11 protein-coding genes and 1 tRNA gene are annotated in these 15,205 nt (G+C 37.7%); 11 read left to right on the forward strand and 1 reads right to left on the reverse strand.

Translation table 11 applies throughout. The features are described 5' to 3' along the window. Nucleotides 1-4 precede the first annotated feature (4 nt). Entirely contained in the window at nucleotides 5-586 is a 582-nt protein-coding gene (locus B5D29_RS00900) for a hypothetical protein (protein ID WP_078767693.1), read from the forward strand. A 132-nt stretch (nucleotides 587-718) separates the two neighbouring features. Here B5D29_RS00900 and B5D29_RS00905 read toward each other — a convergent pair whose 3' ends face one another. Beyond that, nucleotides 719-1,702, reverse strand: a complete 984-nt coding sequence (locus tag B5D29_RS00905; protein ID WP_078767694.1) for a hypothetical protein — start codon at nucleotides 1,700-1,702, stop codon at nucleotides 719-721. A 223-nt stretch (nucleotides 1,703-1,925) separates the two neighbouring features. On the opposite strand from B5D29_RS00905, the gene B5D29_RS00910 reads away from it, so the two are divergent. The 10 genes from B5D29_RS00910 (at nucleotide 1,926) to B5D29_RS00955 (ending at nucleotide 15,077) form a co-directional block, all read left to right on the forward strand. After that, nucleotides 1,926-2,627 carry an InlB B-repeat-containing protein gene (locus B5D29_RS00910; protein ID WP_078767695.1) on the forward strand — a complete coding sequence of 234 codons (702 nt, stop codon included), beginning with the start codon at nucleotides 1,926-1,928 and terminating at the stop codon, nucleotides 2,625-2,627. Then, nucleotides 2,627-3,085 (forward strand): C-GCAxxG-C-C family protein, encoded by a 459-nt coding sequence (locus tag B5D29_RS00915; RefSeq protein ID WP_078767696.1) that lies wholly within the window; start codon nucleotides 2,627-2,629, stop codon nucleotides 3,083-3,085. The genes B5D29_RS00910 and B5D29_RS00915 overlap by 1 nt, the downstream gene beginning before the upstream one ends. 94 nt (nucleotides 3,086-3,179) lie before the next feature. Then, nucleotides 3,180-3,256: transfer RNA gene (locus tag B5D29_RS00920), tRNA-Arg, on the forward strand. Nucleotides 3,257-3,375: 119 nt separating this feature from the next. Beyond that, nucleotides 3,376-3,735 (forward strand): BlaI/MecI/CopY family transcriptional regulator, encoded by a 360-nt coding sequence (locus tag B5D29_RS00925; RefSeq protein WP_078767697.1) that lies wholly within the window; start codon nucleotides 3,376-3,378, stop codon nucleotides 3,733-3,735. A 2-nt stretch (nucleotides 3,736-3,737) separates the two neighbouring features. Next, nucleotides 3,738-4,688 (forward strand): M56 family metallopeptidase, encoded by a 951-nt coding sequence (locus B5D29_RS00930; RefSeq protein ID WP_159443364.1) that lies wholly within the window; start codon nucleotides 3,738-3,740, stop codon nucleotides 4,686-4,688. 138 nt (nucleotides 4,689-4,826) lie between these two features. After that, nucleotides 4,827-6,185, forward strand: coding sequence for a M20 family metallopeptidase (locus B5D29_RS00935; protein ID WP_078767699.1), 1,359 nt, complete (start codon nucleotides 4,827-4,829; stop codon nucleotides 6,183-6,185). A gap of 207 nt (nucleotides 6,186-6,392) precedes the next feature. Continuing rightward, nucleotides 6,393-10,073 (forward strand): type V CRISPR-associated protein Cas12a/Cpf1, encoded by a 3,681-nt coding sequence (gene cas12a, locus B5D29_RS00940; protein WP_159443365.1) that lies wholly within the window; start codon nucleotides 6,393-6,395, stop codon nucleotides 10,071-10,073. 739 nt (nucleotides 10,074-10,812) lie between these two features. Next, a complete protein-coding gene (locus tag B5D29_RS00945; protein WP_078767701.1) occupies nucleotides 10,813-12,396 on the forward strand; it encodes a response regulator transcription factor in 1,584 nt (527 codons plus the stop codon). After that, nucleotides 12,389-14,116: a sensor histidine kinase gene (locus tag B5D29_RS00950; RefSeq protein WP_078767702.1), complete on the forward strand. Its 1,728-nt coding sequence runs from the start codon at nucleotides 12,389-12,391 to the stop codon at nucleotides 14,114-14,116. Before B5D29_RS00945 ends, B5D29_RS00950 begins: the two co-directional genes overlap by 8 nt. After that, entirely contained in the window at nucleotides 14,106-15,077 is a 972-nt protein-coding gene (locus tag B5D29_RS00955) for a substrate-binding domain-containing protein (RefSeq protein ID WP_078767703.1), read from the forward strand. The genes B5D29_RS00950 and B5D29_RS00955 overlap by 11 nt, the downstream gene beginning before the upstream one ends. The last annotated feature ends 128 nt before the right edge of the window (nucleotides 15,078-15,205 follow it).

The following is a 15,205-nucleotide window of genomic DNA, read 5'->3' on the forward strand; positions in this document are numbered from 1 at the left end:
ATGTATGTTAATTAACAGTATTGATAAAAAAACGCTTGATGCGGTTTCGGCTCGGTTTGGCAAGCAATTTATCAAAGAGCCGTTGTTTATGTATTTTTGCAGTGATATAAACAAGCGTTCGCAGTTTATTGAGGATTATATGAAATATTATATTCCTCGCCTTGCAGATGACGAAATCGTGTTTGTTGACAAGTTAGCAACCGCAATGGTCACTCTTGTTGACCCGCAGGATTTTGAATATAAGTTCAAAGGCTTGTCGGGGCAAAGAATGAAAAAGTATAGCTTTTCATCGAAAATTTTTGTTCACAGAGAAAATTTGGAAAACATTTGTGAAATACTGTTGTCGTATGTAAAACCGGCAAGAGTTATGACTTTTTATAATGACCCTAACGGCGATTTTGATAATCTGAAAGAATTGATTGACGAGGCAATTGCTTATGCCGAAAAAGAGGATGTAACGCTTGTGTACGACACATTCAGCAAAAGATATATTGATTATATGATTTCAAAAGGTTTCACAGTTGCTTACAGCAAGCCGTTTATGGAAACAAGATTTATAGAAACTGTAATGACATATAATGTGTGATAGCACTAAAATCAAAAGGCGAGGAATGATATTGTTCCTCGTCTTTATTTGTGTTGTGTTCACTTTGCAGGCAACAAAAAAGCTACGGAATTTTCCGTAGCTTTTAGTTTGTATTCACTTATAATCGGTTGATTATAATCTTGTGATACCTCTTCTTTCCTTGAGGTATTCATCAGATGCAGGATATTCGTTTGTGTAAGTGATCTTAACAGATGCGCTCTTGTCCTTGATGATTGCGATACATGCGTGTGTAACATCAACATTAGCAACCATTGTGTAGTGAGCAGAAACGATTTCCTTTGTCTTTGTATCAATAGTTACAGAACCTGTACCACCCTTGTACATAACCTTTACGTTATCTGAAGCGTCACCCTCTGTGAATGAAAGTACGGTGATGCTCTTAACAGCACCTGTGATGTCGCCGAGAACTTCAAAGAATGAACCCTGAGGACCTTCACCACGGAAAGCAAGTTCTTCCTGCTTAGGCTGAATTGTCAATGTGATTGTGCCGTCGCCGTTGTCAACAACATTTGCGTCAAGAATGTACTCAGCCTTGAATGCAGATGTTCTGTAGTCGTTGTCGTTCTTTCTTGTGTTGTCATCGAGGTTGTTGTCGTATTCAGGCTCTCTGCTTCCGCTTGGAACAAGGCTCCATGAGTTAGCGTCAAACATAGGACCAACGATGCTTGGAACAAGGCTGTTGATTGTGCTGTTTGCTTTGCCGTCGATCATAACATCGCCAACCTGCAAATCTTCAGTACCGAGCAATTTGTAGAATGTCTTTGTGTTGCCGTCAGCATCCTTGTACTGAGCGGTAAGTGTCTTTGTGTAGTTGTAAGCTTCAACATAGTAGTTTGCAACATCTTCAAGGCTCTTGAATTCAACACCGCCGTATGTGCCTGCTTCAAATGGCTTGTCAAGAACAGATACATCTTCTTCAGCTGCTGCGTCTGCTTCGCCGTCTTTGCCGGCATTCTTCCAGTCGCCTGACTTTACTTCTTGAATTGCTGTGATTGTTCCGTTTGTTACATAGTTAAGCTTTGCACATCCTGCGAGAGAAGCTACAAGAGCAGCAACCAAAGCCAAACATGTAATACTTTTGATTAGTTTCTTCATTTATGGGGATCCCCTTTCCTTAATCTGCTTCCGTCTTTACAGAAAACATTTACACCATAAATTTATTACAAATCAGGATAAAAGTCAATAGGTAAATGCAAAATAATTCAAAATTAATTAAAAACTAATACTTTTTTTGTTAAAAATTTATGATAAAATGATAATCGTATTGTACTAAACCATTATATGTGTTATAATTATCAAAAATGCGGAGGTATGCATTATGAGATGTAAGAATTGCGGAAGCGAAAACGACGATAATTTATATATATGCCAAAATTGTGGTTCTCCTCTTTATGATGATGAAGATAATGATAATGAAATAATTAATGAGGACGATATGGGCAAAACAAGGGTTGCGCCTGTTGTTCAGTCCAATCAAAGACAGTCTGCCCCTCAACAAAGAAGCACTCAAGGTGCACCTGCAAAATCAGAGCAGGATAAGAAAAAAGAAAAAACCGTTATAATAATAGTTGTGCTTGCAGTTGTTCTTGCAATTGCCGTCACGGCTCTTGTGGCTGTTCTTGTCAGCAATTCAAAAAAGAATAACAATGTTGAGGACACATCAATTCCGATTGCTTCAACTTCCGAAGCACCGTCAACAACAGTTGCTCCTCCAACAACCGAGCCGACAACAGAATCAACCACTCAACCTACAACCGAGTCAACAACCGCCGCTCCTGTTGAGTACACTGTAACCGTAAGTTGTTCGCAGGGTGGCGAGGTCGAAGGTGACGGCTCTTATGCAGAGGGCGAGAAGTGCACCGTTATTGCCAGAGCTGATGATGATTTTGAATTTGACGGTTGGTACAAAAACGGCAAGAGAGTTTCATCAAACGAGGTGTATACTTTCGCTGTTAAGGATAACACGGAGTTAGAGGCTGTGTTTACCGATATTACAGATGTTTCAGAGGATTACGAATAATGTCAAAGGGCGATATTGCAAAGGAATATTTTGAGCAGGGCTATAATTGCTCACAGTCGGTGGCTCTTGCTTTTGCCGATGAAGTCGGAATGGACAGCAAACTGATTGCCCGTCTTACAGGCGGATTTGGCGGCGGAATGGGCAGAATGAGAGAGGTTTGCGGAACAGTCAGCGGAACTGCGTTTGTTTTGTCCGCACTTTACGGCTATTCAGACCCAACCGATGCCGATGCAAAGGCACAACTCTATGCCGATGTTCAAAAGGTGGCAGGTGAATTTAAGGATAAAAACGGCTCGGTCGTTTGCCGTGATTTGTTGGGATTAACTCAAGACGGCTTTGATAATCCACAACCCGAAAAAAGAACGGATACCTATTATAAAAAGCGTCCATGCGGTGACCTTGTAAAGATGTCGGCAGACTTTCTTGAAAAGTTCATTGCAGACAATCCGCAAAAATAATATAAAAATTATTTAGCATATTTGCAAAAAAATGCTTGCATTTTATTGTGCAATGTGTTATAGTAATTTGCGCAAGTGAAAAACACTTGCATATGCGCTGGTAGCTCAGCTGGATAGAGTGACTGGCTACGAACCAGTAGGTCGGGGGTTCGAGTCCCTTCCAGCGTACCAAAATAGCGAAGTAGATATTTATCTGCTTCGCTATTTTTATTTTTGTGCTTGACAAATTTGGTTTATTGTTATAGACTACAAGTGAGGTCGATAGTTATAAACCGAAATGAGGTGATGTTATGGATTTGAAATTGTGCGAAAGCGATTATAGGTTTATGAATGTGATTTGGGAAAATGAGCCTTTGACCTCGCACGAATTGGTCGAAAAATGCGAAAAAGCACTCGGATGGAAAAAATCCACCACTTATACCGTGCTTAGAAAAATGTGCGAAAAAGGTTTTGCGCAAAATGAAAATTCGCATATAAAATCGCTTGTTGAAAAAAGAAATGTTCAGGAATATACAAGTGCAAGATTTGTTGAAAATTCCTTTGGCGGGTCGTTGCCGAGTTTTTTGACAGCATTTTTGAACGGACGAAAAATCAGCAACGGAGAAGCAGAGGAATTGAAAAACCTTATTGATTCATACAAGGAGGAATGACTATGACCGATTTGTTTATAGGTGTTCTGAATATGAGCATAACCGCAAGTTATGTCATATTGGCGGTGCTTGTTGTTCGCTTTTTCCTGAAAAATCTGCCTAAAAAATATTCCTATTTGCTTTGGAGTGTTGTGGGATTTAGGCTTGTTTGCCCTGTCAGTTTTAAGTCGATTGTCAGTCTGTTCAGCTTGAAGCCGTTTGATATGACAAGGGTCCAGTCGGACGATACATCATCTATGGATTATATCAAATCCGCTCCAAATCAAACAGCAAATAATGTGAGCGTAGGCTTGCCTAATACAGATTCTGTCATTGGGGATATTACTTCAAGCTATTTGTATTGGGCAAATGTTGATTGGGTATTGTTGGTTTTGTCTTCTGTATGGGCAATCGGTATATTTTCGCTTGTCATTTATTCTGCGGTAAAATATATTCGCCTCAGAAAAAGCCTCAATACAGCTGTTTTGTTTAATGATAATGTATATCAGGCAGAGGGAATATCGTCACCGTTCATAATAGGAGCTTTTAAGCCGAAAATATATATTCCGTACAATGTAAGTGATGATTTTTTGCAATATGTGTTGCAACACGAAAAATATCATATCAAGCGTTGTGATAATGTGCTAAAAATAATTGCGTATCTTCTTTTGATATTGCATTGGTTTAATCCGCTGTGTTATTTGGCGTTTTACACATTGAAATATGTTTATTCAAAGTTTTTGCAGGGTAATCAAAAAGGCTTGTATGCAGATATGTATCTTTCTGTTTTGATTGAAATGCTTGGCGATGAGGCAATAAAAGCAAATCCGAATAATCCGCAGGAATACTTTAATGATTTTTACAGTCATATAAAAACTGTTTTTGAGAAAAACGATGAGGATTTTGTCAAAGCAAATTATCCAAAATCCTATGTTTTGCTGAAAATGACTGTGTTGAATGAATCCAAAGAATAAATGTGTGGCAATTGTTTTGAGTGCAGAGGTGAGGCAGAGGCGAAACTGCTTCACCTTTTATTTATCCCTTTGATTTTCGTGATGAATGTGGTATGATTATCACATAATAATTATTTACACTAACATTGAGGGATGAATATGAATACAAGAGAACAAATCCACGCTTTGTCCGATGAAATGCTTGAAAATCTCGGCAAGTTAGTAGAAATTGATTCGCAACTCGGCACTCCGTCAGAGGGTAAGCCTTTTGGTGACGGTCCGTCAAAGGCACTTGAGGTTGGACTCAAAATTGCCGATGATCTTGGCTTCAAAACCGTAAATCTTGACAATTACTGTGGTTATGCAGAAATGGGCGAGGGCAAAGAAATTGTCGGCATTGCAGGGCATTTGGATATTGTTCCTGTCGGCGGTGATTGGAGCTATGACCCGTTCCAACTCACTCGTGACGGCGACTGCGTTTACGGTCGTGGCACAACTGATGATAAAGGTCCTGTAATCGAGGCTTTGTATGCTATGAAATTGCTTCGTGAATCGGGCGTTGAATTGAACAAGCGAGTTCGTTTGATTATGGGTTGCAACGAGGAAACAGGCTCAAAGTGTATGGAGCATTACAATCAGGTCGAGGAGGAGCTGTCTTGCGGTTTTACTCCCGATGCAAATTTCCCGTGTATTCACGGCGAAAAAGGTCATCTCACAATGATGGCTTATTCGAAAAAGACAAAGATAATTTCTATGAACGGTGGCTTTGTTTCAAACGCAGTTTGCGACACTTGCACCACGGTTGTTCCGTCAGAAATCGGACTTAAAGAAAAGTTGGAACAGGCACTTTCCGAATCAAAGTTGCAGGAATACAAGGCTACCGATGAAAACGGGCAAATCACGATTTATGCCAAAGGTGTGCCGGCTCACGCAAGCACTCCGAACTTCGGTGTCAATGCAGCAGGTGTGACTATGGAATGTCTTGCAAAGGTAGGTTTTGAGGACGATTTCGTGAAGTTCTACAATCAGCATATCGGCACAGCTTGTGACGGCGAGGGAGTCGGTCTCAAAATTTCCGATGAATTCGGCGAGTTGACATTCTGCAACGGAATTGTAAAAACCGCTGACGGCGTGATTTCTTGCTCGATTGATATTCGTGTGCCTGTGACATTCAAAAAAGACGACATTTTGAAATTGGTAGACGGCAAATTGGAGGACGAAAACGGTCGAATTGAAATCACCGAAATCGGCGAGGCGTTGTTTTATCCGAGGGAATCTCCGCTTGTAAATGCACTGTACAAGGCTTATGTGGATGTGACGGGCGACACAGAAAACGAGCCGATGGTTATCGGTGGCGGAACTTATGCAAAGTCGCTGAAAAATATCATTGCATTTGGCCCCGAAAAGTTGGGAGTGGATTATCGTATCCACGGTGCAGATGAATACATCCTTGTTTCCGAAATGGAGGAAGCAGTGGAAATCTATATGGAAGCAATCAAAAACTTGCTTGCAATTTGAACTAAAAGGTGTTGATTGTTTAGCATATCGTTATAATTATAGGCTCAAGGATTTTTTCGTTGAGCCTGATTTTTTATTATATAGAAATATATGGGACAATTTATGGACTTTTTTAAAAATGATATGTACTTTTTGTGCATAAATGGTATAATTGTTATATCGAAACTTTTTGCATATTTATTTTTAATGTATAAAAGAGGTGTTGTTATGATAAAAGATAACTTCGTAAATGTGTATAGTTTGTCAAAAACAATCAGAATGGCGTTGATTCCTTGGGGGAAAACTGAAGATAACTTTTACAAAAAGTTTTTGCTTGAGGAAGATGAGGAGCGTGCAAAAAACTACATTAAAGTAAAAGGTTATATGGATGAATACCATAAAAATTTTATTGAATCTGCATTGAATTCGGTTGTTTTAAATGGTGTTGATGAATATTGTGAGCTTTATTTTAAGCAAAACAAATCTGATTCCGAAGTAAAGAAAATTGAGTCTCTTGAGGCTTCCATGAGAAAACAAATCTCAAAAGCAATGAAGGAGTATACTGTTGATGGTGTAAAAATATATCCTTTGTTATCAAAAAAGGAGTTTATCAGAGAGTTGTTGCCTGAATTTTTAACCCAAGATGAAGAAATAGAAACCTTGGAACAATTTAATGATTTTTCTACATATTTTCAAGGCTTTTGGGAAAATAGAAAAAACATTTATACTGACGAAGAAAAAAGCACGGGTGTGCCATATCGTTGCATAAATGACAATTTGCCTAAATTCTTGGATAATGTTAAAAGTTTTGAAAAGGTTATTCTTGCTTTGCCACAAAAAGCCGTTGATGAGTTAAACGCCAATTTTAATGGTGTTTATAATGTTGATGTTCAAGATGTCTTTTCTGTTGATTATTTCAATTTTGTGTTGTCACAGTCAGGAATTGAAAAATATAACAACATTATAGGTGGATATAGCAATAGCGATGCGTCTAAAGTTCAGGGATTAAACGAAAAAATAAATCTTTATAATCAGCAAATTGCCAAATCAGATAAAAGCAAAAAACTTCCGTTGTTAAAGCCGTTGTATAAACAAATATTGAGTGATAGAAGTTCGTTGTCATTTATACCTGAAAAGTTCAAGGATGACAATGAGGTTTTGAATTCAATCAATGTTCTTTATGACAATATTGCTGAATCTTTGGAAAAAGCTAATGATTTGATGTCGGATATTGCGAATTATAACACAGACAATATCTTTATTTCATCAGGTGTGGCAGTGACAGATATTTCAAAAAAGGTGTTTGGTGATTGGTCGCTTATCAGAAATAATTGGAATGATGAGTACGAATCGACTCATAAAAAAGGTAAAAATGAAGAAAAGTTTTATGAGAAGGAAGACAAAGAATTTAAAAAGATAAAGAGCTTTTCTGTTTCTGAATTACAAAGACTTGCAAATTCGGATTTAAGTATTGTGGATTATCTTGTGGATGAATCTGCATCCTTGTATGCTGATATAAAGACTGCATATAATAATGCAAAAGATTTGTTGTCAAACGAGTATTCGCACAGCAAAAGATTGTCAAAGAATGATGACGCAATTGAATTGATTAAGAGTTTCTTGGATTCAATCAAGAATTATGAAGCGTTTTTGAAACCTCTTTGCGGAACAGGAAAAGAGGAATCAAAAGATAATGCTTTTTATGGTGCGTTTCTTGAGTGCTTTGAAGAAATAAGACAAGTAGACGCAGTATATAACAAGGTGAGAAATCATATTACTCAAAAGCCATATTCAAATGACAAGATAAAACTTAATTTCCAAAACCCTCAATTTTTAGCCGGTTGGGATAAAAATAAGGAGCGAGCTTATCGTTCTGTATTGTTAAGGAATGGCGAAAAGTATTATTTGGCTATTATGGAAAAGGGTAAAAGCAAATTGTTTGAAGATTTTCCGGAGGACGAAAGCAGTCCGTTTGAGAAAATTGATTATAAGTTGTTGCCTGAGCCAAGTAAAATGTTGCCAAAAGTATTTTTTGCAACAAGTAATAAAGATTTGTTTAATCCTTCGGACGAAATCTTAAATATAAGGGCGACAGGATCGTTCAAAAAAGGCGATAGCTTTAATTTGGATGATTGCCATAAATTTATTGATTTTTATAAAGCGTCTATTGAAAATCATCCGGATTGGTCTAAATTTGATTTTGATTTTTCAGAAACAAATGATTATGAGGATATTTCAAAATTTTTTAAAGAAGTGTCTGACCAAGGATATTCAATTGGATATAGAAAAATATCCGAATCATATTTGGAAGAAATGGTTGATAACGGAAGTTTGTATATGTTCCAACTTTACAACAAAGACTTTTCTGAAAATCGCAAGAGCAAAGGTACTCCGAATTTGCATACTTTGTACTTTAAAATGTTGTTTGATGAGCGTAATCTGGAAGATGTTGTTTATAAGCTTTCAGGTGGTGCAGAAATGTTCTATCGTAAGCCGAGCATCGACAAGAATGAAATGATCGTTCATCCAAAAAATCAGCCTATTGATAATAAAAATCCTAACAATGTTAAAAAGACAAGTACTTTTGAATATGATATTGTAAAGGATATGAGATATACAAAACCGCAATTTCAACTTCATTTGCCGATTGTTCTTAATTTTAAGGCAAATAGCAAGGGTTATATAAACGATGATGTCCGTAATGTCTTAAAAAATAGTGAGGATACATATGTTATCGGAATTGACAGAGGTGAAAGAAACCTTGTTTATGCTTGCGTTGTTGACGGAAACGGCAAACTTGTTGAACAAGTGCCTTTGAATGTTATCGAAGCAGATAACGGATATAAAACCGATTATCACAAATTGCTCAATGACCGAGAAGAAAAAAGAAACGAAGCAAGAAAAAGCTGGAAAACTATCGGAAATATTAAAGAGCTAAAAGAAGGTTATATCAGTCAGGTTGTTCATAAGATTTGTCAGCTTGTTGTAAAATATGATGCTGTTATTGCTATGGAAGATTTGAATTCAGGTTTTGTTAACAGCCGAAAAAAGGTTGAAAAGCAAGTTTATCAAAAGTTTGAAAGAATGTTAACCCAAAAGTTAAATTATCTTGTTGATAAAAAACTTGATCCAAATGAAATGGGCGGTTTGCTGAATGCTTATCAGTTGACGAATGAGGCAACCAAGGTCAGAAATGGCAGACAGGACGGAATTATATTCTATATCCCTGCTTGGCTTACAAGTAAGATTGACCCAACAACAGGTTTTGTTAACTTGCTCAAGCCAAAGTATAATAGCGTTTCTGCTTCAAAAGAATTTTTTAGTAAATTTGACGAAATCAGATATAACGAAAAAGAGAATTATTTTGAGTTCAGTTTTAATTATGATAATTTCCCAAAATGTAATGCTGACTTCAAGAGAGAATGGACGGTCTGCACATATGGTGACAGAATCCGAACATTTAGAGATCCTGAAAATAACAACAAATTTAATAGTGAAGTTGTTGTCCTTAATGATGAATTCAAGAACTTGTTTGTTGAATTTGATATTGATTACACTGATAATTTGAAAGAGCAGATACTTGCTATGGATGAAAAGAGCTTTTACAAAAAACTTATGGGCTTGTTGTCGCTGACACTTCAAATGCGTAACAGCATTTCAAAAAATGTTGATGTTGATTATTTGATTTCTCCTGTGAAAAATTCAAATGGTGAATTTTATGACAGCCGTAATTATGACATTACATCTTCTCTCCCTTGTGATGCCGATTCAAACGGTGCATACAATATCGCAAGAAAAGGTTTGTGGGCGATTAATCAAATTAAACAAGCAGACGATGAAACCAAGGCTAATATTTCAATCAAAAATTCTGAATGGTTGCAATACGCACAAAATTGTGATGAAGTATAATGGAAAATCCTAATTGCAAAAATTGATAAATGTGGATACGCAAAAAATGAAGATACAGATTGTTTCGTGATTAGTTAGTTGCAAAACTCGGTGTTAATGTGATATAATTAAGAACGTAAGGGTTGTTAAATTGAAAATGTATAGACTTTTTTGTAAAAACATCAAATATCAAGAGAATATATACTTATCTTTTGACATATATAACAAATTAAGGATTTAATAATCCTTATTAATTTCTACTATTGTAGATTCCGACAGTTGACCCGATTTTATCCGCATATTTAATAATCCTTATTAATTTCTACTATTGTAGATATGTTAAATCAAATGTCATAATCGTCATATTTAATAATCCTTATTAATTTCTACTATTGTAGATGCAAGTTGAGGTATGTTGTTCATCCAATTTAATAATCCTTATTAATTTCTACTATTGTAGATTTTTTCAGTTAGAACTTCTAACCGTTGTATTTAATAATCCTTATTAAAGAAAACTACATTCAATGATGACGGCACTCGTAAATGAAAAATAAGACTCAAGGTTTTTTGTCCTTGAGTCTTTTGCTGTCTATATTCTATTATATTGTTTTAAATTATTTAAAACAAAAGCTGAAGTCCCATTGAAAATCATTTTGGTTAATTCTGTCTATAAATATTTCTTGATAAACTCCTGAACATTTTATATAATAAAAATTAGATTAGTATAAAAAAACGACTGATTATTATGAGAGGGTAAATTATGTACAGTGTTCTTGTTGTTGACGATGAAGCTCGTCAGAGAGAGGCAGTTATAAAAAGTGTTGACTGGCAGGGTGCAGGTTTCAATGTTGTCGGCGATGCCGAAAACGGAATTGAAGCACTCGAACAACTCGAAAAACTTGAGCCTGTCCTCATTTTGACAGATATAAAAATGCCACTTATGACAGGACTTGAGCTTGCACGCAAGGCTCGAGAGGTTCGTCCTGCCACAAAACTTGTTATTTTGAGTGGCTACGATGATTTTGAATACGCACAGGAAGCATTCAAATATAATGTTATCCGCTATCTTTTAAAGCCGATTTCCGCACAGGAACTCGGTGACGAACTCGTAAAAATCAGAGAGGAAATGGATTATGAGTTCGAACAACTCAAAAGCGGAACTTCTGATGAAAATACATCAATCAGGCTTGAAAAGGCAGAGTTTTTGCTTCCTCTTCTTCTCGGAACAGGTGATGACAATTACCCTGATGAAGTGCTTCTTCAAACCGCCAAGAGGCTTGGAATTGTCAAAAGTGACGGCGACTGTTTCAGCGTTGTTGTGTCAAAATTCAAAAATTTGCAAGGCAAGAATGTAACCGAAAGTCATCATATGGATTTTGTTAATGCCATTGTCGGCAAGTATGCAGACTGCGAGAGTTTTCTTGTAAACGGCAGAATTGTAACTCTTGTTACAAGCACTCCGGCGGATATGTCAACGAAACTTCGACTTCCTGTTATTGAAATGGTGCAAAGTGCAAAGAAACTTCTTTCTCAAAAATGCACAATCGGTATCAGCCAAACCGTTGACCGTCCGTCATTGCTTGCATTTGCATGCACACAGGCCATCACTGCCAGACGATACACTTCTGACGGTGCGGGCGATATTAGATATATCAATGACCAAGAACCGAAAAGTTCTTTTGAATACGAGGCTGTTGACAAATCGGTTGACAGGCTTGAACAGTTGCTCAAGGTTGGCACAAAGCAGGAAATCAACGATTATCTTGAAGAAATGTTTGCCGGCAAAAGCAGGGGCGGTATTGATTATCTCATTATTCAGATTCTTGCAACTGCCCACAGATGTGTCAGCGTTTTGTCGGATGCAAATGCTTTGTCGGAACTTTTTTCGTCAAATAATTTCATCACTTCCCGTCTTTCGTTTGATTATAATGAGAGATACAAAAAGGAACTTATCTCACTTTGCCTTAATGCAAGAGATATGATTTCTCGCTCACAAAGACATGAGAGCGAATCTATTTGCGACAAGGCTCTTCAAATCATTAATAATGAATATATGAATGAGGACTTGTCTTTGACCGATGCAAGCGAAAAACTCGGAGTAAGTCCAAACTATTTGAGTGCACTCATCAAAAAAACCAAGTCGCAAAACTTTGTTTCTCTTGTTACGGAACGCAGGATGAAGGCGGCAAGCGATTTGCTTTTGTGCACTTCTATGAAGATATTTGAAATATCGCAAAAATGCGGATACAGCGACCAGCATTATTTCAGCTATTGCTTCAAGCGATATTACGGTATGTCGCCTAATAAATACAGAGAGGAGCATTTAGGTTCAGGCAATGTTTAAGTATAAAAAAACAAAACTTTCTCCTCTTATCATTGCGGTTGTTGTTTGCGGAATACTGTTTTCGGTGTTTGCATCGACTGTGTTCTTTGGTATGTTCCACCAAAAGTTGATGATTAACTCGGCGGCTGTGTCATCCAAACAAACGGTGTCGCAGGCGGATGTTGCAGTGTCGGGATATATGTCCTCCATAAAGAAAAAACTCAACAATCTTTGTGATGAAGCAAACAGCTGTGAAAGTGAAAAGGAACTCCAAAGTGTTTTGTCAACATCGGCAAGACTTGAGGATGATGTTTACAGCGTTATGATTTATGACGATGACGGGCGACTTCTTTTGTACGGCAACGAAACCAACGACAAGGCAAAGGACAGCGCAACCGATATGCTTCTTGACAAGGCGGATTTCTTTGCGGCGTCAAGCGGTTTTGCGGTTACCGACCCTCATGTCAACGCAATGTACAGGAACAAGTATCCTTGGGTGGTAACCATTGTAAGGCAGGAATATTCAAGCCTGTTCAAACAGCAGGTTTATGTTGCTGTTGATTACAAGTTTTCGCAGATTGCAACCTATATTGACAATATCAGTATCGGTCAGCGAGGCTATTGCTATATCATCAATTCAAAGGGTGATGTAGTTTATCATCCGCAACAGCAGATGTTGTTTTCGGGTATAAAGAAAGAAAATACAGACAGGATTGCAAAGATGACTGACGGCACTCACATTGAAAAGGATAATATTTATTGTCTTATGTCAATGAGCGGTTGCAATTGGCGAATTGTCGGCGTCAGCTATAATGATGAGGTCACAAAATCGGTAAGGGAACAACTGCTTGTCGGATTTTTGTTTGCGCTTCTTTTCAGTATGCTTATTTCTCTTGTGATTTATTTGATTTTGTCACGAACCGTTACCCGACCTGTAAGACGACTTGTTTCATCTATGCAGGATTTTGAAAAGCAGGCAGAAACCTTTAAGTACAATGCTGATATGAGTAATGTTGTTGAATTCCAAACGCTTTCAGCATCGTTTGAGCATATGGTTGGTATGATTCAGTCGCTTATGGAAAAGGTGCACAACGAGGAAATTATTTTGCGCAAGACGGAACTCAAAGCCTTGCAGGCACAGATTAATCCTCACTTTTTGTACAATACCCTTGATTCTATCCAGTGGATGTGCGAGCAGGACAACAGCAAGGACGCTGTCAAGATGGTTGGCGCACTTGCAAAGCTCTTTAGAATCAGTATCAGCCACGGAAATGAATTTATTACAATCGGTGACGAACTCAAGCACGCAGAAAGCTATTTGATTATTCAAAGTTATAGATATAAAAATCAGTTTACTTATTCGTTTGATGTTGACGAGGATTTGCTCAACTGTATGTGCAACAAAATCACAGTTCAACCGTTTATTGAAAATGCAATTTATCACGGACTTGACCGAATGGTTGACGAGGGCGAAATCAAAATCACCGTTAAGCGAGACGGTAAGGATATTTTGATTATTATTGCCGACAACGGACTTGGTATGACCGAGGAGCAGTGCAGAAAAATTCTTGAAAAGGGCAGAAGCGATTCGAGAGGTATAGGAGTTAAGAATGTTGACGACCGCTTGAAAATCTATTTTGGCAAACATTACGGTATTAAGATTGAAAGCGAGCTTGATGTCGGCACAACCGTTACTGTCAGAATCCCGATGATAGAGAAAGGACACGAAAATGAATATTAAAAAAATATTGGCTTCGCTTTTGGTGTTGGTTTTCGCTGTCGGATGCTTGATTGGATGCACAAGCACTGCAAAAACATCTGTTCACGGCAAGGTTGCCGTCATCACAAAGGGCAGTGATTCCGATTTTTGGAGCGATTTGAAAAATGGTGCCGTATCTGCCGGAACGGAATATAACCTTGATGTCACTGTTGAAGGCCCTGACAACGAGTCGGATTGCAAGGCGCAAAACAAGATGATAAAAAATGCCATTGCACGCAATGTTGATGTTATTGTTTTGTCTGCGATAGATTACGAAAAAACCGCACCTGTTGTGCAAGATGCGGTTGACAGCGGAATAAAGGTTATTATGATAGACAGCAATGTTGCTGTGAAAAACACACAGGCGTTTATCGGAACAAATAATATTCAGGCCGGCAAAAAAGCAGGCGAGGCAGTTGAAAAATTGTGCAAGGATGAGAGTAATATATATATAGGTATAGTAAGTTCTGGTGAAAACACCGAGAACAATACCGAGCGTCAGCAGGGCTTTGCCGAATATATTGAAACTCTCGGCAATGCAAAAATTGTTGATACTGTTTATATTTCATCTGATGCGGACAATGCAACAGACAAAACAAAGAAACTTTTGAAAAATCATCCCGAAATCAATGCTCTCATCGGATTCAACGAATGGGCAACACTCGGTGCAGGCACAGCTATATCCGAGCTTGACCTTGCAGACAGCGTTTGTGTTGTCGGCTTTGACAGCAATATAAAATGTGTCGGTATGCTTGAAACGGGCGAGATTGACACCCTTATTGTGCAAAATCCGTTTGCAATCGGCTACATTGCGGTTTCAAATGCCGCACAGCTTATGGCAGGAAAGAGCATAGATCCTTTGACCGAAACTTCGGTTTGTGTTGTCAATCGCAAAAATATGTTCAACAAGGATGTTCAAAAAGTTCTGTTTAGTTTTGAATAAGGTTGGATATCATTTCCTGTTTTGTTAATATTGCATAAATAAAACCCCGATTTATTGGTAACAATATATCGGGGTTAACTTTTTACACATAATTATTTTGTAAAATGATAAAATTTTATACATTTTGA

This window comes from Eubacterium coprostanoligenes (genome assembly GCF_900167205.1).
Taxonomy (GTDB): Bacteria; Bacillota; Clostridia; order Oscillospirales; family Acutalibacteraceae; genus Eubacterium_R; species Eubacterium_R coprostanoligenes.

Bases quoted from the DNA above. Each gene is read 5' to 3' on its own strand.
- B5D29_RS00900 (WP_078767693.1), top strand. From the start codon at position 5: ATGTTAATTAACAGTATTGATAAAAAAACGCTTGATGCGGTTTCGGCT.
- B5D29_RS00905 (WP_078767694.1), bottom strand. From the start codon at position 1,702: ATGAAGAAACTAATCAAAAGTATTACATGTTTGGCTTTGGTTGCTGCT.
- B5D29_RS00910 (WP_078767695.1), top strand. From the start codon at position 1,926: ATGAGATGTAAGAATTGCGGAAGCGAAAACGACGATAATTTATATATA.
- B5D29_RS00915 (WP_078767696.1), top strand. From the start codon at position 2,627: ATGTCAAAGGGCGATATTGCAAAGGAATATTTTGAGCAGGGCTATAAT.
- B5D29_RS00925 (WP_078767697.1), top strand. From the start codon at position 3,376: ATGGATTTGAAATTGTGCGAAAGCGATTATAGGTTTATGAATGTGATT.
- B5D29_RS00930 (WP_159443364.1), top strand. From the start codon at position 3,738: ATGACCGATTTGTTTATAGGTGTTCTGAATATGAGCATAACCGCAAGT.
- B5D29_RS00935 (WP_078767699.1), top strand. From the start codon at position 4,827: ATGAATACAAGAGAACAAATCCACGCTTTGTCCGATGAAATGCTTGAA.
- cas12a (WP_159443365.1), top strand. From the start codon at position 6,393: ATGATAAAAGATAACTTCGTAAATGTGTATAGTTTGTCAAAAACAATC.
- B5D29_RS00945 (WP_078767701.1), top strand. From the start codon at position 10,813: ATGTACAGTGTTCTTGTTGTTGACGATGAAGCTCGTCAGAGAGAGGCA.
- B5D29_RS00950 (WP_078767702.1), top strand. From the start codon at position 12,389: ATGTTTAAGTATAAAAAAACAAAACTTTCTCCTCTTATCATTGCGGTT.
- B5D29_RS00955 (WP_078767703.1), top strand. From the start codon at position 14,106: ATGAATATTAAAAAAATATTGGCTTCGCTTTTGGTGTTGGTTTTCGCT.